A 17,195-nucleotide genomic window follows, 5' to 3' on the forward strand; every position below is an offset into this window, starting at 1 on the left:
GCTACTGCACCCGCACTCTCGGGTCCACCAGTGTGGTGGCGAAGTCGGCAAGGATGGCGCCCACCGCGAAGATGACGGAACCATAGGCGAGGGTGGCGGTGGCGGCGTTGACGTCCTGCAGGGAAATGGCATCAATGCTCCACGAGCCCACGCCCGGCCAGGCGAATATTTTCTCCGCGAAGAATCCGCCGGCGAAAATGGCAGGAATGGTGAAGGCGATGCTTTGCGCCACAGGGATGAAGGAGACGCGCAGGGCGTGCCGGGTGATGGCCTGGTTACGGCTCAGCCCCTTGGCCCGGGCGGTGCGGACGAAGTCGGCATTGACGTTGTCCAGAAGGTATTGGCGCTGGGCTATCTGGTAGGAACCCCACCCGACGAGGGTGATGGCAACCGTGGGGACTGCGTAGTGCGCCAGCATGTCGACGAACTGCTCCCACCCGGGCTGGATCCCCGGCGTGGAGATCCCGGTGACGAAGAAGATGCGCTCCCCCACGGATTCGTTGATGCTGATCGCGCCGAGCTGCACGAGGAAGTAGGCGATGGGGGCAGGCACGATGTACGCCAGGTAGCTGTAGGAGGTGATGGCGCGGTCCTGGAACTTGTACTGCCGCGCCGCGGAGTAGACGCCCAATGCCACGCCGATGACCAGCGTCAGCACGATGGAGGCGATGAACAGCCGGGTGGAGATCCAGACGCGGTCGCCGAACTCGGCGTTGATGAAGGCGCCGTTAGGGCTCCGGCCCCAGTCCCAGCGGGTCACAATGGCGGTCAGCCACTCGACGTACCGCTCCCAGGGGCTCAGGTCAGGATCAAGGCCCTTGAGCCGCATTGATTCGGCAACCTGTTCCGGGGTGGGACGCGGAATGCGTTCCTGCTCCAACAGGGCGGGTTTCAGTGAACTGACGGCGAGGAAGTATCCGGCGGAGGTGGTCAGGAAGATCATGACCACGTACGTGATGCCGCGCTTGGCGAGGTACTTGAGCACGCTACTTCTGCTTCGCCGCCGCGCACGGGGCTGGGGGAATGCGGCGCGGCGGCAATTCCGGGGCCACCCGGCGGTTACGGATGCCGGGCAAATCTACAATCACAAGCAAGATCCTTCCCTCCCCCTCCGGATCAGCGGGAGTTGTGCCGCTTCACCGGATACCATGCCAGCGGGTGGCTGGCGTCCCGCGCCTTGGCAGGCAGCCCTGGTGGACTATGTCGCGGGTCACATTCCAGAGGAAACTATCACAAGCGGGTCCCCCAATTGGGGGCAAAGGAGCGTAAAGACGCGACCCCCGTACCAGATCGTTATGAATAATTCTGTGAAGTTGATTTGACTGGACGCCGGCCGCGGCAACGGCGTAATCTACGCGGCCCTCGCCACGCGTGTGACAAGATCACTCCACGAAGCGGCCAGCCGCGCGGGGGCAAGTCCGTGAACCCGCACCAGGTTCAGCAGGCGCTCGGGATCGAGGGTGGCGGTGAGCGAACCAGCCATGAGCCATGCGTCCCCGTCGAAGCCCGCCTCCCGCAGCAGCACCTCGACGTGCCGGTGCCACAGCGCCGCGGCCGGGACATCGTAGCGGCCCCGGGCGGCGGTTTCGGCCGCAAGCACAAGCTCCCCGAACTCCAGCACATAGGCGATGCGCTCGGAGCCAAAAGCGATCAGCCTGTCCAGGCCCGGTGCACCGGGGCCAAGGGGCGGCGGGCCAAAAAGGAAGCGCGCCTGGAAAGCAGCTTCGGAGTCGTCCAGCAGGGTCAGCATCAGTCCGGCCCGGCTCCCGAACCTCCGGAATACCGTCCCCTTGCCCACGCCGGCCCGTTCAGCGAGGCGGTCCATGGTGAGGCCCTCGGCGCCGCATTCCTGGATGAGTTCCCGGGCCGCAGCCAGCAGGCGCTCCCGGTTCCGTGCGGCGTCACGGCGTTCCGCGGCTGTTGCCGGCGGTGTGCCCGGGCGCAGTGGGAGGGAGCTCACAGCGTCATTCTAGCCCCCGGGAATACAAGCGGACCGCGGTCCGTTTAGAGTGGTGAAGGCATCAAGAAGCCTCAGCTTTGAACGGCCGCGGCCCCCGCAGCCCTTACCGCAAGGAGTTCCCATGACCAAGAGCACTGTCCTCACCCTCGTCGGCAGCCTGCGTGCCGAATCCACCAACCAGAAGCTGGCCGAGGCCATCCAGCTGAATGCCCCCGACCAGGTGGACGTTGTTATCCACGAGAGCCTGGGGAACATCCCCTTCTACAACGAAGACATCGACGTCGAAGGCCAGGTCCCGGCCGCTGCCGCCGCCCTCCGCGCAGCCGCCAGCGAAGCGGATACCGTCCTGCTGGTCACGCCCGAGCACAACGGCACCGTTCCCGCCGCATTGAAGAACGCCATCGACTGGCTGTCCCGCCCCTTCGGCGCCGGCGCGCTGGCAGGCAAGCCGACCGCCGTCGTCGGTACCGCTTTTGGCCAGTACGGCGGCGTCTGGGCGCAGGATGAGGCCCGCAAGGCTGTGGGCATTGCCGGCGCCCAAGTCCTTGAGGACGTCAAGCTCGCCGTCCCCGGCTCCATGGTCCGGTTCGCCGAGGTGCACCCGAAGGACGACGCCGAAGTGGTGGAGCAGATCAAGGGTGTGTTCGACGCACTGGCAGCCGCCGCACCCGCAGCCTAGTCCGCGCACTCCAAGGCGCCCGGTCCGCAGTGATGCGCGCCGGGCGCTTCCGTGTCCGGGTGGTGCCGTGACCAACTCTTGTCCCAACCGGTACCTCCCGGACATCCGCGGCTGAAGGGCCGGCCGTAACGTTAATCCACGGGATGGTCCCGGACGGGATTGCGGTGCACGGATGACGGCAGGATGGAGCCCCCGACGGCGGCGGGCGGCAATGCAGGCAGCAGCGAGCGCCTGCCTTGCCCTTCCACTGCTCCTGGCTGCATGTGTCACCCCTACTGCTCCCGCTACCGTTGAGTCCACCCTTCAGGGATCGGCCGGGAGCCCCGCGGCCCCGCCTCCCCTGCAGGACCCAACCCCAAAGCCCCAGGCGCCGCCCCCGGCCGGAACCGGACAGGCTCCGCCCGTTCCCAGCCTGGAGCCGGAAGTCGAGGCAAGCAGCCCGCCGCCTGCGGCCACGCCGGAGACACTTCCAGCGCCGGAGGCGACGGCGGCACCCGCGCCATCGCCGACGCCGTCGCCGTCGCCCAGGCAAACCCAACAGGCGGCCGCAGGACAGCGCACCGTTACCGCCTACTACGTGCTGCTGGACGACGGCGGCAGCCAAGGCGTGCGGTTCGGGTGCAATGACAGCCTGGTTGGCGTTGACCGCCCCGCCGGGGAGGCCGCCGAGCCTCTCGCGGCCGCCATCGGCGCCCTGCTGGCGGACGGCGACATGACGGAGCCATCGGGCGCCGGACCGGGTGAGGTGTACAACGCGCTGGCCGGCTCGCAGCTCCGTTTCCTGTCCGGCTCCTTTGACGGCACCACCGTGACCGTCTACCTGGCAGGCCTGCTTAGCCTGGGCGGGGCGTGCGACACACCCCGCGTGGATGCACAGCTGACGCAGACCGCGGTGGCGGCGGTGGGAGCGGTCAGGGCCGAGGTGTACGTCAACGGACAGCCACTGCGCGAAGCGCTGCGCAGCGACCGGTAGCCCGGAACTTTATATTCAACAGATGTTGCATTAAGGGCAACAGCCGACTGTATCCTGTGCATGTGAGCCACGAAACACTTGATGCAGCAGGGACGCTGCCCGCCGAAGCCATCGACGCCATCGAACGTGCCGCGACGTCCGCCCACCGTCACGAGGAGCTGTTCTCCGAACGTGCCGCACACATCCGGCAGTCTGCCGTACGTGATGTCTTCGACATCTCCATGCGCCCGGGGCTGGTGTCCCTTGCCGGCGGAAGCCCGTATCTGCAGTCGCTGCCAATGGAGCGGCTCGCCGCCACCGCCGCGCGGATTATTGCCGAGGACGGGCTTACGGCCCTGCAGTACGGGGCGGGCCAGGGGACGGCCGAACTGCGGGAGCAGATCTGCGAAGTGATGGCGGCGGAAGGAATCACGGACGCCGATCCGCGGAACGTGGTGATCACGGCCGGCTCGCAGTCCGCCCAGGACGTGGCGACGAAGGTGTTCTGCAACCCGGGCGACGTGGTGCTGGTCGAGGATCCCACCTACGTCGGCGCGTTGAACACGTTCGAGGCCTACCAGGTCCAGGTGGAGACCGTGGAGATGGACGGCGCCGGCCTGGTGCCCGAACTGCTGGAAGCCAGGATCGCGGCGCTCCAGCTGGCAGGCAAGAGCATCAAGTTCCTCTACACCATCCCCAACTTCAACAATCCTTCCGGCATCACACTGGCCAAGGAACGCCGCCAGCAGATAGTCGAGATATGCCGCAGGGCGAATATCTTGATCCTTGAGGATAATCCGTACGGCCTGCTCCGGTTCAGCGGTGAACACCTGGCTCCGCTGCGAGCGGAAAATCCCGACGACGTCATCTACATGGGGTCCTTTTCGAAGATTTTTGCCCCCGGCCTGCGCATCGGATGGGCCCTCGTCCCGGCGCACCTGCAGCGCCGTTACTACCTGGCGGCCGAATCCGTCACGCTGTGTCCGCCGGCGTTCAACCAGATGCTGGTCTCCGCCTACCTCCGGGAGTACGACTGGAAGGCCCAGATCCGGACCTACCGCGGCCTCTACTCGGAGCGCTGCCAGGCCATGCTCGACGCCCTGGCCGCATACATGCCGCCGGGAACCACCTGGACCAGTCCCGAGGGAGGCTTTTTTGTGTGGGTGACCCTGCCGGAAGGGCTGGACACCTACCCGCTGCTGCACAAGGCAATCGACGCCGGCGTGGTGTTCATCCCCGGAGCCGCCTTCACGCCGTCGGACGAACCGTCCAACAAACTGCGCCTCGCCTTCAGCGCCGTTCCCCCGGACGCCATTGCCGAAGGCGTGCGGCGGCTCGCCCCGGTGCTTCAGGAAGCCATCGCCGCGCTGTAGCGTAGGCCCCACCAGCGCCGCACACCAAGCAAAGGAGCATACACATGAGCGGAACCATCGTTGTAGGGGTCGACGGCAGCGGAACGGCAAAGAAGGCAGCAGAGTCCGCCCGTGATCTCGCCGCGGCCATGAACGCAAAACTGCACGTGGTCTCCGCCTTCGACAGCGACCGTACCGAGGTGTTTGGCAGCGGCAGTGACCAGTGGATCGTCTCCGACGCCGACGCAGCCGAGCATGTTGCACGGACCGTGGCGGAATCGCTCGGCGGCGGCGTCAAGGTGACCTACTCCGCCGCACGGGGGCGTCCCGCCGACGCCCTCATCAAGGAGGCCCTCCGCGTGGAGGCGCGCATCATCGTCGTCGGAAACCGCAGGATGAAGGGCATCGGGCGCGTCCTGGGCAGCGTGGCGAACAGCGTGGCACACAACGCCCCCTGCGACGTCTACATCGCCAATACCTACGACGCCGACTAGGCAGTTACCGGGGACACTCCCCCTGGTGGCACATATCGCCATGGGGAGTGTCCGTTCTCACGCCTTATACGCCATTTACGCTCTGGGCGCAAAGATAAAATTGAACAGGGCCCCAAAGGTGCGGATTCCCGGCAACCACCACAACCGAGGGGCACCATTGATTACTCTGCAGCGCCGTCAGCTTGTGGGCCACGACATCCTCCTGGCCCGCCACGGGAACCACATCTGCTCCATGCGCGTGGACCGCGGCAATGGAACCGTCGTGGCGCTCCTGGACGACGGTTCCGTGGACACCGCGCCGAACCTCATCTCCCCGGACCTGCAGCTTCCCGAAACCGTTGGCAAGGTCCTGCGCGAAGACTGGAAGCTCCTGACGGCGTGGGCCGGCATGGCCGCCGCGATGGGTGTCCTCATGACTGCGGCCGCCGTTGCCCTGGGAACCACCGCCGACCCGGCAACGCTCGAGATGTTCGCCTCCATGTCCTACGGCACCATGAGGCCCTGAAGCATCCACCAGATGCCAGCCATCACCACTCCGCCAAAGAGGGAACCCGCCACCACCTGAGCCACCGTGTGTGCGCGCAGGACAACGCGCGACCACCCGACGGCTGGAACCAGGAGCAGCAGCGGAATCCAGGCCGCGCCAAGCATCAGCACGGCTATCACGGCAGAGCAGGAAATGGCGGCAGCGTGTCCGCTCATCTTCCAGAACGGGCTCACCACCGCAAGGACCACCACCCCGCCCACCACGGCAAGGACCATCGCGGTCACGCTCTGCGGCGCCCCTAACGCCGCCAGGACCAGAAGCCCGGCGAGGATCGATCCCAGTGCCATCAGGAGCACCGGCGCCCGCTGCTTCCGGTCACTGACGTGGTGGTCCGTGACTTTCCCAAGGCGTACCAGGACCAGCAGCAGGACCAGGGGAATAACGCACACGAACAGTGCCGCCAGCGCCCCGTACACCACCGTTTGCGGAAACCCCGGCTCGATGACCGGGCTGGCCAGGAGCTGGATGGTGACCACCACGGGCGGCTGGAACGTCTCCGTCAACCACCTGGCCGCCCTGTTCTTCGCTCGGATTCGGCCGGCGTTGATGACCACGCCCTCAGTCCAGCAGCAGTGCCGGCTCTTCGAGGATGGCCGCCACGTCCGCCATGAAGCGGGCGGACAGGTCACCGTCCACCACACGGTGGTCGAAGGAGCCGCCCAGGGTGGTGATCCAGCGCGGGATCACCTCGCCGTCCAGCACCCATGGCTTCTGTTTGATGGTGCCGAAGGCGACGATGGCCACCTCGCCGGGGTTGATGATGGGGGTTCCCGTATCGATACCCAGCGCGCCGATGTTGGTGATGGTCAGGGTTCCGCCCTGCATTTCCGCCGGCTGTGTCTTGCCGGCCCGTGCCGTGGTGGCCAGGTTGTTCAGCGCCAATGCCAGTTCCTTGAGCGACAGGTCCTGGGCGTTCTTGATGTTCGGCACCATCAGCCCTCGAGGCGTGGCCGCTGCGATGCCGAGGTTCATGTAGTGCTTCACGTGGATCTCGGCTGACTCGCCGTTGTCCACCCAGGCAGCGTTGACGCTGGGGTTCCGGGCGGCGGCCCAGATGACCGCCTTGGCCAGGATGAGCAGCGGCGACACCCGGATGCCTTCGAAGTCCCGTGATGCCTTCAGCCGCTTGACGAATTCCATGGTGCGGCTGGCATCCACATCGACAAAGATGCTGACGTGAGGCGCAGAGAAGGCAGACTCAACCATGGCCTTGGCTGTGGCCTTCCGGACGCCCTTCACCGGGATCCGCTCGACCCGCTCATCCTGGGGCTTGCCGGCCTTGCCCCAGAAGCCGTCGGCCTTGTCGAGTTCGGCGTCCCGCTGGGCCTGGTAGCTGACCAGGTCCTCCCGGGTCACTTCGCCGCGGGAACCCGTGGCCACTACGTCCGCGAGGTCGATGCCCAGGTCCCGGGCGATCTTCCGCACCGGGGGCTTGGCCAGGACGCGGTTGACAAGGCCAGTGATGGTGCCGCCCAGGGTGGGCCGGTTATCGACGGCGGCGTCCTGGCTGGTAGCGGGCGTCGGCGTGTCCTGGATCTCCGCCGTCGTGTGCGGCTGCACAGGTTCGACCTCGGGGGCGTTCGCGGTGAAGGCAGCGGCGGGCGAGGCCTTCCGCGGCCTGCGCTTCACGGCGTCAGCCTTGGGCCCGGAACCCACCAGCGGACCGCCGGCCAAGGCACTGTCCTGGGGGCCGGCGTCGGACGTTGCCCCGTCCGGAAGCTTGCCGTACAGCGGCTGCACGGGCACCTCCGGGGCACGCGTATCCGCGGGGGTGGGGTCGCCTGCGACCTCATCGCTGACGCTGATGATGGCAGTACCGACGTCGATCGTCACGCCTTCGGGGACCAGCAGCTCGGTGACGGTGCCGGCGAAGGGGGACGGCAGCTCCACGATGGACTTCGCCGTTTCGATCTCGCAGAGGACGTCATTGATGGCGACGGCGTCCCCCGGCTTGACCTTCCAGGAGACGATCTCCGCCTCGGTAAGGCCCTCGCCGACGTCGGGCAGGTTGAACTTGTTGAGCGTCATGGGAGTCCTCAGTAGGAGAGTGCGCGGTCCAGCGCCTCAAGGATGCGGTCGATGTCCGGAAGGTAGTCTTCCTCCACTTTTGCCACGGGATACGGCATGTGGAAGCCGCCTACCCTGATGACCGGGGCCTCAAGTGAATGGAAGGCACGCTCGCTGACCCGTGCCGCAATTTCGCCGCCGATGCCTCCGAAGGTCGGCGCCTCATGCGTGACGATCAGCCGGCCGGTCTTCTGCACGGACGTGGTGACGGTGTCGAAATCCAACGGGGAGATGGAGCGGAGATCGATGACCTCCACGCTGTGGCCGTCCTCCCCGGCGGCGTTGGCTGCCGCCAGCGCCACGGGGACCAGCGGCCCGTAGGCCACGATGGTCGCATCAGTTCCCTGGCGAAGGACGTGGGCCTTGAAGGGGTCTTCAGCGGGGCCGGGGGCTGCCACGTCCACCTCGCCCTTGAGCCAGTACCGGCGTTTGGGTTCGAAGACTATTACCGGGTCCTGGCACTGCACCGCCTGCTGGATCATCCAGTAGGCGTCGTGCGGGTTGGACGGGGTGATGATGCGAAGGCCGGCGGTGTGCGCGAAGAGTGCCTCGGGCGATTCCGAGTGATGCTCCACCGAGCCGATGCCGCCGCCGTAGGGGATGCGGATTACCACCGGAACGGTGAGGTTGCCGTTGCTGCGGGCGTGCATCTTGGCCAGCTGGGTGGTGATCTGGTTGAACCCGGGGAAGACGAAGCCATCGAACTGGATTTCGCAAACCGGGTTGTACCCGCGCAGCGCAAGTCCGATGGCGGTGCCGATGATGCCGGATTCAGCGAGCGGCGTGTCCACCACGCGGTCCGGCCCGAACTCACCGATCAGCCCGTCCGTAACGCGGTAGACGCCGCCGAGCGGGCCAATGTCCTCGCCCATCAGGAGTGACTTGGGGTTGCTGGCCAGTGTGGTCCGGAGGCCTTCGTTGATGGCCTTGGCGATGGTCATGGTGGGCATCAGTGGCCTGCCTTTGCTGCTTGTCCGGCGTCCCCCGCCAGCGCTTCGTCGCCGGCAAAGCCCGCGCTGTACTCCTCGAACCAGGCAAGCTCTTCGGTCACCAGGGGATGCGCCTCGGCATAGGTGTTGGCAAATGCGGAGCGGATGTCGGGGGTTTCGAGGTCGTGGGTGGTGCGCCGGACGTAGGCGGCGAGTTCGTCGCCGTCGGCCTTGACCTTCGCGAAGAAGGCGTCGTCAGCCAGGCCCTCGGTGCGGAGGTACTTCTCCAGCCTCAGGAGCGGGTCCTTGGCCCGCCACGCGTCCTCTTCGTCGGAGTGCCGGTACTTGGTGGGATCATCCGCGGTGGTGTGCGCGCCCACCCGGTACGTGAACGCCTCGATGAGGACGGGCCCGTTGCCCTGTCGGGCGTGCTCGAGCGCCCACTCGGTGACGGCGTGGACGGCGATGACGTCATTGCCGTCAACCCGGATTCCGGGGAAACCGTAGCCCTTGGCCCGGTTGGACAACGGGACGCGGGTCTGGACGTTGGTGGGCACCGAGATGGCCCAGTGGTTGTTCTGGCAGAAGAACACCACGGGGGCCTTGTAGGAGGAGGCGAAGACCATGGATTCGTGGACGTCGCCTTCGGAGCTGGCGCCGTCGCCGAAGTAGGCAATCACTGCCGCCTCCGGTTCCTGGCCTGCGCGGTTGGAGGCTGCGGCGAGCTTCTGGTCGCGCTGGATGCCCATCGCGTAGCCGACGGCGTGCAGGGTCTGGGCCGCCAGGACCAGCGTGTAAAGGTGGAAGTTGGTGTCCTTCGGGTTCCAGCCGCCGTTGGAGACGCCACGGAACTGGCGAAGCAGTTCCGCAAGGTCCACGTTGCGGGTCAGCGCCACACCGTGTTCGCGGTAGGTGGGAAAAATGTAGTCCTGCGGCTGGCTGGCCCGGCCCGAGCCGATCTGTGCGGCTTCCTGCCCCGTGAGCGGGACCCAAAGTGCCAGCTGGCCCTGCCGTTGCAGGGCAGTGGCTTCCACGTCGAACCGGCGGATGGCCGCCATGTCCGCGTACAGCCCGCGGAGGTCCTCCGGAGTCAGCTTCTTGGCGTAGTCGCTGTAGACGGGATCGGCGCCGAGCTTTCCGTCCGGGCCCAGCAGCTGCACCATCTGCACGGGCGGTTCGCCCATGACGGCTTCCGCATCAGCCTCGCGCTGGTCGTCAACCGCTGTTCCCTCAAACTCGGTGGAAGGCAGATGTGTGCCCATACCGTCTCCTTGCTTGCCGCATCCGGATGCAATTGCAATGTCGCTGGAATATATGCCTTTCAAGGAATACATTCCCTTTGCGGCATATATGTTGGCTTACAGATCCTAACTTTATCTGCAGTAGGTAGCCACGGGACCACTTGTTAAGCGCTAGGAAGCCCCCGGACCCTTTGTATAGTCCGCACATAACTGGAGGAACCGGCTGTTGGCTTCCGCCTCGCCGATGCTGACCCGCACGCCTTCATTGGGGAACGCGCGGACAGACAGCGCCCGCGCTCCTGCAAGCTCGGCAAACTCGGTGCTGCGCGGTCCAAGGTCCAGCCACACGAAGTTCCCCTGGGCGTCGGGCACGGTCCAGCCAAGATCCCGCAACCCCGCTGTTACCCGGGCCCGCTCGTCCACCAGGGTTTGTACCCTTTCTACAACCTGCGGGAAATTTTGGAGCGAAACAATGGCCGCCTCTTCTGCTATCTGCGACACCGCGAACGGCGTGGCGGCCACCCGAAGATGCTGCGTGATGGCCGGATTGGACACGCTGTACCCCACCCGCAGTCCGGCGAGTCCGTGCGCCTTCGAGAACGTCCGGAGCACCACGACGTTGGGGTATTTCCGGTAAAGCGCCAAACCATCCACGGCACCGTCGGCCCTTACGAACTCCTGGTAGGCCTCGTCGATCACGACAACCACGTCCGCGGGAACGGAGCGGATGAAGGATTCGGTTTCGGCGGCGGTGAGTGCGGGACCTGTGGGGTTGTTGGGAGTGCACAGCAGGATAACCCGGGTGCGGGCCGTGACTGCGGCCGCCATGGCTTCCAGGTCGTGGCGGCCCTCCGGGGTCACCGGGATTTGGACGCTCGCCGCGCCTGACAGGCCCACGCTGATGGGATAGGCCTCGAAGGAGCGCCACGCGTAGATGACTTCGTCGGGCTTGCCGTCGTCGTTCTGCCCTGCGAAAGCGGAGAGGATCTGGTTGAGGGCGCCAAGACTGCCGGCCCCGGTAACGATGTCGTCCGCGGGGACGTTGAGGAAGCCGGCGAGCGCGGCGCGGAGCCTGCTGCTCAGCGGATCAGGGTAGCGGTTGAAGTCTGTCCGGCGGGCTATGGCCTCGAGGACCGCGGGGAGCGGCGGGAGCGGATTCTCGTTGGAGGAGAGCTTGTAACTGGCAAGTCCTTCGACGGCGGCCGGCGGCTTTCCTGCCGCGTACCGGGGAAGCCGGCCCACGACCGGGCGCGGCGCTGCTCCGCCGGCCAGGATTTCTGGTGAGGTCATGCCTCATAGCCTACTTCGCACCGCCGCACAGCGGCCGGGATTCCCGGGGAGGGTGGTAACCTCCGGATCCCCGCGTCCGAGAGGTCCAGCCGATTCCCGGCCCGTTGTGCAAGCATGGGTGCATGGGCTCCCTCATTATTCGGGTCATCATCAATGCGGCCGCACTGTGGGCGGCAAGCTGGGTCCTGCCGGGGCTCGACATCACCAGTTCGGCCACCTCTGAGGCGGTAGCCAAGACCGGCGTCACCGAGGGCACGGACACCATCGGCCTGATCCTGGCCTACCTGTTTATCGGCGCGATCTTTGGCCTGGTGAACGCGCTGGTCCGCCCCATCGTCCGGCTGCTGGCCCTGCCCATCACCATCCTGACCCTTGGCCTGTTCACGATTGTCATTAATGCCGGGATGCTGTACCTGACGTCCTGGATCAGCAGCTATACCCCGGTGAAATTCACCATCGATTCCTTCTTCTGGACGGCAGTCCTGGCCGCCATCATCATCTCCCTGGTTTCACTGGTCGCCGGCCTGCTCCCCGGAGGGCGGCGCTGAATCGGGCAAGCTAACGCCCACCGTGTCCCCGCTCGCGAACCGGCCCACCCTGCTGGGTCATCACGGGCAGCGGCCGGCCGGAGCGGGACAGCGAGAAGCGGGTCGCCTTGGCCGCTCCGCCGGCACCGAGCACGCTGCCCAGTATGGCTGTGGAGTGCACGAGCGACGGGTCAGCGCTGGCTGCAACCAGCCGCGCCCCTTCCTCGTATCCGCCAAGACGGTGCCCGGGGCCCAGGCCAACGTCTTCCCCTGTTTTCACATACAGGTTGTTCACCATCGTCACGGTGACCTGGCTGCCGCCATCGGCGTTGGGAGAGCCGTCGCTTCCTGGAACCCAGTCGGTCCTGTGTTCCAGATGCAGGGTGGTGACGTCCGGCGGGGGTGTGATCCGGCTGACCGGTGACCCCGCCGTCAGGACGTACTCCACCTTGTACCGGGAACGCACCTGTTCGTCGGCTGCGAAGTTCATCGCATGGATCCCGCCTTGGCTGTAACCGGCGGCCACTACCTGTGCACCCGGTTCAGCTCCGGCGGCCTGAAGCGCTTTGAGGACAGCCGCGTTGACCCCCGCGGAGCGGCTGCCCAGGCCGTCGGCGATCCCGCCCAGGTCGAACGGGTTCGTTCCGGAATCTGCATCCTCCATCTGGGTGCCCGGGATGACCACGACATACGCCGTCCGGTGGTCGCGCTGCACTTCGATGACCTCGATGTATCCGTTACCGCGTGCCTCGATTAGGCGGATCCGCTCAAGCAGGCCTGCCGGCGAGGCCTCCAGGTCTATCCCGAGGGATTCTTCCTGCATTACTTCGAGCGGCTTCGGGGCGTACCCGGGGAGAACTTCCTCGAGGAGCGACTTGATCGGGCCCATGGCAGTGACGGATTCCGCCACCAGCGACTCCATGGCATGCCGGTTCAGGAACCCCGTCCTCCAAAAATCCGCGTGCTGCTCGTAGTCGGCAGGCAGATGCGGGATCCCCAGGCTCCTGAGTGTCCGCGAGAAGCCCTCAGCTGTTTCATAGTCACGCCGGCAGTCGGAGACCTTCCCGCTGATCGCCTGCAACTGCGTCCTGACCGACGCCACACTGTCTTTAGCAGCCCAAACCGCCGCAAGAGCCGTGGTTCCTGTGGCCCGCGGCTCATTCTGGAATTGGCACAGTTCATCCCAGATACAGTGCAGCTCCCTTTCGATGTCCCCGAGTGCGGAGGAGAGTTGATCCAGTTTCGCGGCCCCGGCGGCAAGCTCCTGCAGCTGGAAGGTTATGCCGCCGATGCCGCCGGAGATCACTAGATTGCCGTCCCGGGCAGGCCCGGACAGTTGAAAGCCGCCGCCCGTATCCTGTGGCGTGACGTCAGCCTTCACGAACTTCCGCCATAAGTGCAATCGGAGGTCAGGACTGCGCGTGCGTGCCCGCTGACCGAGGCTGCTGCTTCCCGGAGGGCTTCGACTGTTCGGCGCAGGGCGACCGCCTCCAGGCCGACCCTGTTCCGGTATGCCTGCCCCGCCGGGGATTGCCACTGCGACATCTGGATCGCCCAAAACCCTGCAAGCACCTCGTCAGCCCGGGCCTCGCATAAAAGGAGCCTGGCGGCGAGCTGCTGCACCTCCACGCTGCGGCGGGCACCGGAGCCCCACAGGGCGGCGTCGGGACCTTCGCCCATTTCCACTCCCTCCGCCCATTCAACCGGGGGCCACTGCCTTCCTGGCCTGCCTGATGCGCTCCACGCTACGGAAGGCACCGCCGGAACCGAAGCGCCGGCGTCGGCTATGTGGACAAGTAACGTGGCCTGCCCGCTTAAGGCGCCGCTCGAGTTCGTGAAAGAATTGGCCCATGCCTGAAACTGCCGCCACAGCTGACACACGTACGCCCTCAGGACGCCAGGCCCTCGCCGCGTCACCGGAAAAAATCGCACTCGGACCCCTGGACGGCCGTTACCAGTCAGCGGTCGCTCCCCTGGTCGACTACCTCTCCGAGGCCGCCCTGAACCGCGACCGCGTCGCTGTCGAGGTCGAATGGCTCATCCACCTGACCAGCAACAACGTCCTGCCCGGGGCAGGCGCCCTGAGCAAGGACCAGCAGGACCAGCTCCGTGCCATCGTGACCGAATTCGACGCCGCATCCGTGGCCGAACTCGCCGAAATCGAGGCCGTCACGGTCCACGACGTCAAGGCCGTGGAATACTACATTGGCCGCCGGCTCCCCGCCATCGGCATCGAAAACCTGACGGCCATGGTCCACTTCGGCTGCACCTCGGAAGACATCAACAATCTTTCCTACGCCCTCGGCGTCAAAGGTGCTGTGGAGGACGTGTGGCTGCCCGCGGCCCGCTCGCTCGTGGCCCAGATCAGCAAGATGGCTGAAGAAAACCGCGCTGTCCCCATGCTGTCCCGGACCCACGGCCAGCCCGCCACCCCCACCACGCTCGGCAAGGAACTTGCGGTCATCGCACACCGCCTGACCCGCCAGCTGGACCGCATCGCCAAAACCGAATACCTGGGCAAGATCAACGGCGCCACCGGCACCTACGCCGCCCACGTCGCCTCCGTCCCCGGCGCAGACTGGCAGCAAGTCGCCAAGTCCTTCGTGGAAGGGCTGGGGCTGACCTGGAACCCGCTCACCACGCAGATTGAAAGCCACGACTGGCAGGCCGAACTGTACGCCGACGTCGCCCGCTTCAACCGCATCCTCCACAACGTCTGCACCGACATCTGGAGCTACATCTCCATCGGCTACTTCGCGCAGATCCCGGTTGCCGGTGCCACCGGGTCCTCCACGATGCCGCACAAGGTCAACCCGATCCGCTTCGAAAACGCCGAAGCCAACCTGGAGATCTCCAACGGCCTCCTTGACACCCTCGGCGCCACACTGGTGACCTCGCGCTGGCAGCGCGACCTCACCGACTCCTCCAGCCAGCGCAATATCGGCGTGGCGTTCGGCCACTCCCTGCTGGCCATCTCCAACGTCGCCAAGGGCCTCGAGCGCCTCGATGTTGCCGAGGACGTGCTGGCCAGCGACCTGGACACCAACTGGGAGGTCCTGGGCGAGGCGATCCAGATGGTCATGCGTGCCGAGGCGATTGCCGGCGCCGAAGGCATGGAAAACCCCTACGAGCGCCTCAAGGACCTCACCCGCGGCCAGCGGGTGGACGCTGCCCGCATGCAGGAATTCGTGCAGGGCCTGGGCCTCCCGGCCGAGGCCGAGGCAAGGCTGCTGGCGCTCACGCCCGGCAAGTACACGGGCATCGCGGACCAGCTGGTGGACCACCTCAAGTAGTCGTTCCGCCAGCACACAGGGAGAATTCACGACGGCGGCGCCGGGCCTCGCAGGGCCCGGCGCCTTCGTTTTTCCCGCCACCGCCGATCGCCCCCGGGGGGTGGGACACTGGTGACCATGAAACTGCTGCTCATCCGCCACGGCCAGACCCCCGGAAATGTCCTCGGACAGCTGGACACCGCGCACCCGGGGCCGGGACTGACAGAGCTTGGCGAGCGGCAGGCGCAAGCCATGGCCCGGTCCTTGGCCAACGAGCCGATCGGTGCCCTGTACGCCTCCACCCTGATCCGCACACAAATCACCGCCGCGCCGCTGGGAAAGCTGCGCAGCCTCGAGGTTGAAGTTTTGGCGGGCCTGCACGAAATTGAGGCCGGCTCCCTGGAAAAGCTGACTGACCATGAATCGCACAAGCGATACATGGGGACCGTGATCGCATGGGCGGCCGGTGACCTTGACCGCCGCATGCCGGCGGGACCCGACGGCCACGCGTTCTTCGAGCGTTTCGACGCCGCCATCCTGCGCGCAGTGGAACAGGCAGCCGGCGAACAGGACACGGTGGCCGTGGTGAGCCACGGCGCGGCCATCCGGACCTGGGCCGGGCGCCGGGCGGAAGGAATCGACCACGAATTCGCGGCCAAGCATGTCCTGGCCAATACCGGGATCGTCGCCCTCGAAGGGGACCCTGACTCCGGCTGGAAGCTCATCCACTGGGATGGCAGCCCGATTGGCGGACTGGCGCTGGCAGACCCGACGGCGGAGGACCCGACCGGGATGGATTCGGCCGTGCCCTAGATGCCTTGCCGGCTGCGGCGCTTCCGGAATGCCGTGTTCAGGGGGCAAGCGCGGGTCTCCAACGGGGCTGCGGGAGCCGGCGGGATGAGGCGTGCCGCGACGGCGGCGGCCTCGCCCGCGGAGGGACGTTCTGCGCTGTCCATGGCGGTGAGTGAACGGAGGAACGGGCTCCAGCGCGGACCAAGGAACCCCGGAACGTCCGGGCTGCGCAGGGTGCGGGCCACGAGCGCTTCAATGGCGGTGCCGGGAAACGCCTTGCTTCCGGTGAGGAGTTCCAGGAGGACCAGCCCGGCCGAGTAGACATCCCCGGACGGGGCTGCAACACCGCCGGCCGCCTGCTCGGGGCTCATGTAGTGGACAGTCCCCGAAGATACCCCCAGTTCAGGGGCGGTCCCCGCAACTGCCGCGATGCCAAAGTCAATGATGCGGACGGGACTCCTCCTCAGGCCGCTGAGCATGATGTTGGCCGGCTTGATATCGCGGTGCACCAGCCCGCGGGAGTGAACATGTTCAAGCGCAGCAAAGAGGCCCGCGGCCCAGCGGGCGGCCACATTGGGGCTGGCCATGCCGCTCCGTGCTGCTTCCGAAAGGCTGGTTCCCAGAGCCAGTTCCTCCACGAGGAAAGGCCGCCCGCCCAGCGGCCCTGTGCCTGGCTCCACGCCCTGCTGGACAAACCTGACGATGGAAGGGTGCCGGAGGCCTGCCAGGACTGACGCCTCGTTCCTGATCCGCTCGTGCTGCCTTTCCGAGCGGTCCACAGCCACCTTGACCGCCACATCCGGGCCGCCCGAAAGGTCAACAGCCCGGAAAACCTCTGCCCCGGAGCCGCGCCCCAGCCGCTCTTTCAGCTGGAACCTGTCGGCGACGACGAGGCCCCCGTCCGGAGGGCCAGGGCGTTGGGCCGCCGGTGCAAGAGCGGAAGGCGCGCTCATCCCGGGTATGGCCCGAAGCTCATGGCAGAGGTCGCCGGCACCTGCATCGCCGGCGCAGCCGCGGGCAGCCACGCATCCAGCTGGAAGCCGCACTGGCAGCGCCACACCGGAGGCAACTCATCCCTGCAGACGCCTTCGGG

Annotated in this window: 18 protein-coding genes; 8 read left to right on the forward strand and 10 right to left on the reverse strand. The window is 66.5% G+C overall.

Features of this window, described 5'->3' with window-relative positions; all coding sequences use genetic code 11:
• Nucleotide 1: 1 nt before the first annotated feature.
• A complete protein-coding gene (locus ACYQ1Z_RS06665; protein ID WP_459791702.1) occupies nucleotides 2–985 on the reverse strand; it encodes an ABC transporter permease in 984 nt (327 codons plus the stop codon).
• A gap of 366 nt (nucleotides 986–1,351) precedes the next feature.
• Nucleotides 1,352–1,960 (reverse strand): TetR/AcrR family transcriptional regulator, encoded by a 609-nt coding sequence (locus tag ACYQ1Z_RS06670; RefSeq protein WP_459791703.1) that lies wholly within the window; start codon nucleotides 1,958–1,960, stop codon nucleotides 1,352–1,354.
• A 121-nt stretch (nucleotides 1,961–2,081) separates the two neighbouring features.
• Between ACYQ1Z_RS06670 and ACYQ1Z_RS06675 the strand changes: the two genes are divergently transcribed.
• The 5 genes from ACYQ1Z_RS06675 (at nucleotide 2,082) to ACYQ1Z_RS06695 (ending at nucleotide 5,942) form a co-directional block, all read left to right on the forward strand.
• Nucleotides 2,082–2,639: an NAD(P)H-dependent oxidoreductase gene (locus tag ACYQ1Z_RS06675; RefSeq protein WP_459791704.1), complete on the forward strand. Its 558-nt coding sequence runs from the start codon at nucleotides 2,082–2,084 to the stop codon at nucleotides 2,637–2,639.
• 211 nt (nucleotides 2,640–2,850) lie between these two features.
• Entirely contained in the window at nucleotides 2,851–3,612 is a 762-nt protein-coding gene (locus ACYQ1Z_RS06680; protein WP_459791705.1) for a GerMN domain-containing protein, read from the forward strand.
• A gap of 62 nt (nucleotides 3,613–3,674) precedes the next feature.
• On the forward strand, nucleotides 3,675–4,964 hold the full coding sequence (locus tag ACYQ1Z_RS06685) for an aminotransferase-like domain-containing protein (RefSeq protein WP_459791706.1): 1,290 nt from the start codon (nucleotides 3,675–3,677) through the stop codon (nucleotides 4,962–4,964).
• Between the two features lie 44 nt (nucleotides 4,965–5,008).
• On the forward strand, nucleotides 5,009–5,437 hold the full coding sequence (locus ACYQ1Z_RS06690; RefSeq protein ID WP_459791707.1) for a universal stress protein: 429 nt from the start codon (nucleotides 5,009–5,011) through the stop codon (nucleotides 5,435–5,437).
• A gap of 157 nt (nucleotides 5,438–5,594) precedes the next feature.
• Nucleotides 5,595–5,942 (forward strand): hypothetical protein, encoded by a 348-nt coding sequence (locus ACYQ1Z_RS06695; RefSeq protein ID WP_459791708.1) that lies wholly within the window; start codon nucleotides 5,595–5,597, stop codon nucleotides 5,940–5,942.
• On the opposite strand, the gene ACYQ1Z_RS06700 is transcribed toward ACYQ1Z_RS06695, so the two are convergent.
• The 5 genes from ACYQ1Z_RS06700 to ACYQ1Z_RS06720 all read right to left on the reverse strand — a co-directional run bounded on the left by ACYQ1Z_RS06700 (nucleotide 5,921) and on the right by ACYQ1Z_RS06720 (nucleotide 11,511).
• Entirely contained in the window at nucleotides 5,921–6,538 is a 618-nt protein-coding gene (locus ACYQ1Z_RS06700) for a phosphatase PAP2 family protein (RefSeq protein ID WP_459791709.1), read from the reverse strand. The two genes, ACYQ1Z_RS06695 and ACYQ1Z_RS06700, sit on opposite strands and share 22 nt — an antisense overlap.
• A gap of 4 nt (nucleotides 6,539–6,542) precedes the next feature.
• Nucleotides 6,543–8,012 (reverse strand): dihydrolipoamide acetyltransferase family protein, encoded by a 1,470-nt coding sequence (locus ACYQ1Z_RS06705; protein WP_459791710.1) that lies wholly within the window; start codon nucleotides 8,010–8,012, stop codon nucleotides 6,543–6,545.
• An 8-nt stretch (nucleotides 8,013–8,020) separates the two neighbouring features.
• A complete protein-coding gene (locus tag ACYQ1Z_RS06710) occupies nucleotides 8,021–9,001 on the reverse strand; it encodes an alpha-ketoacid dehydrogenase subunit beta (protein WP_459791711.1) in 981 nt (326 codons plus the stop codon).
• Nucleotides 9,001–10,242 carry a pyruvate dehydrogenase (acetyl-transferring) E1 component subunit alpha gene (gene pdhA, locus ACYQ1Z_RS06715; protein ID WP_459791712.1) on the reverse strand — a complete coding sequence of 414 codons (1,242 nt, stop codon included), beginning with the start codon at nucleotides 10,240–10,242 and terminating at the stop codon, nucleotides 9,001–9,003. Before pdhA ends, ACYQ1Z_RS06710 begins: the two co-directional genes overlap by 1 nt.
• A 150-nt stretch (nucleotides 10,243–10,392) precedes the next feature.
• Nucleotides 10,393–11,511: a histidinol-phosphate transaminase gene (locus ACYQ1Z_RS06720; RefSeq protein ID WP_459791713.1), complete on the reverse strand. Its 1,119-nt coding sequence runs from the start codon at nucleotides 11,509–11,511 to the stop codon at nucleotides 10,393–10,395.
• A 122-nt stretch (nucleotides 11,512–11,633) separates the two neighbouring features.
• Here ACYQ1Z_RS06720 and ACYQ1Z_RS06725 point away from each other — a divergent pair, with 122 nt between their 5' ends.
• The gene (locus tag ACYQ1Z_RS06725) at nucleotides 11,634–12,059 is read left to right on the forward strand and encodes a phage holin family protein (protein ID WP_459791714.1); all 426 of its coding nucleotides are present in this window, start codon (nucleotides 11,634–11,636) and stop codon (nucleotides 12,057–12,059) included.
• A gap of 10 nt (nucleotides 12,060–12,069) precedes the next feature.
• Here the strand turns inward: ACYQ1Z_RS06725 and ACYQ1Z_RS06730 are convergent, their stop codons facing one another.
• A complete protein-coding gene (locus ACYQ1Z_RS06730; RefSeq protein WP_459791715.1) occupies nucleotides 12,070–13,419 on the reverse strand; it encodes an alpha/beta hydrolase family protein in 1,350 nt (449 codons plus the stop codon).
• Entirely contained in the window at nucleotides 13,416–13,718 is a 303-nt protein-coding gene (locus ACYQ1Z_RS06735) for a hypothetical protein (RefSeq protein ID WP_459791716.1), read from the reverse strand. Before ACYQ1Z_RS06735 ends, ACYQ1Z_RS06730 begins: the two co-directional genes overlap by 4 nt.
• A 170-nt stretch (nucleotides 13,719–13,888) precedes the next feature.
• Here ACYQ1Z_RS06735 and purB point away from each other — a divergent pair, with 170 nt between their 5' ends.
• Together purB and ACYQ1Z_RS06745 are read left to right on the forward strand one after the other, a co-directional pair.
• Complete coding sequence (gene purB / locus ACYQ1Z_RS06740) at nucleotides 13,889–15,331, forward strand: adenylosuccinate lyase (RefSeq protein WP_459791717.1); 1,443 nt, start codon at nucleotides 13,889–13,891, stop codon at nucleotides 15,329–15,331.
• 117 nt (nucleotides 15,332–15,448) lie between these two features.
• Nucleotides 15,449–16,123 (forward strand): histidine phosphatase family protein, encoded by a 675-nt coding sequence (locus tag ACYQ1Z_RS06745; protein ID WP_459791718.1) that lies wholly within the window; start codon nucleotides 15,449–15,451, stop codon nucleotides 16,121–16,123.
• On the opposite strand, the gene ACYQ1Z_RS06750 is transcribed toward ACYQ1Z_RS06745, so the two are convergent.
• Nucleotides 16,120–17,055, reverse strand: coding sequence for a serine/threonine-protein kinase (locus tag ACYQ1Z_RS06750; RefSeq protein ID WP_459791719.1), 936 nt, complete (start codon nucleotides 17,053–17,055; stop codon nucleotides 16,120–16,122). The genes ACYQ1Z_RS06745 and ACYQ1Z_RS06750 overlap by 4 nt on opposite strands.
• Nucleotides 17,056–17,195 lie beyond the last annotated feature (140 nt).

The sequence above is a fragment of the Arthrobacter sp. AD-310 genome, from assembly GCF_054656615.1.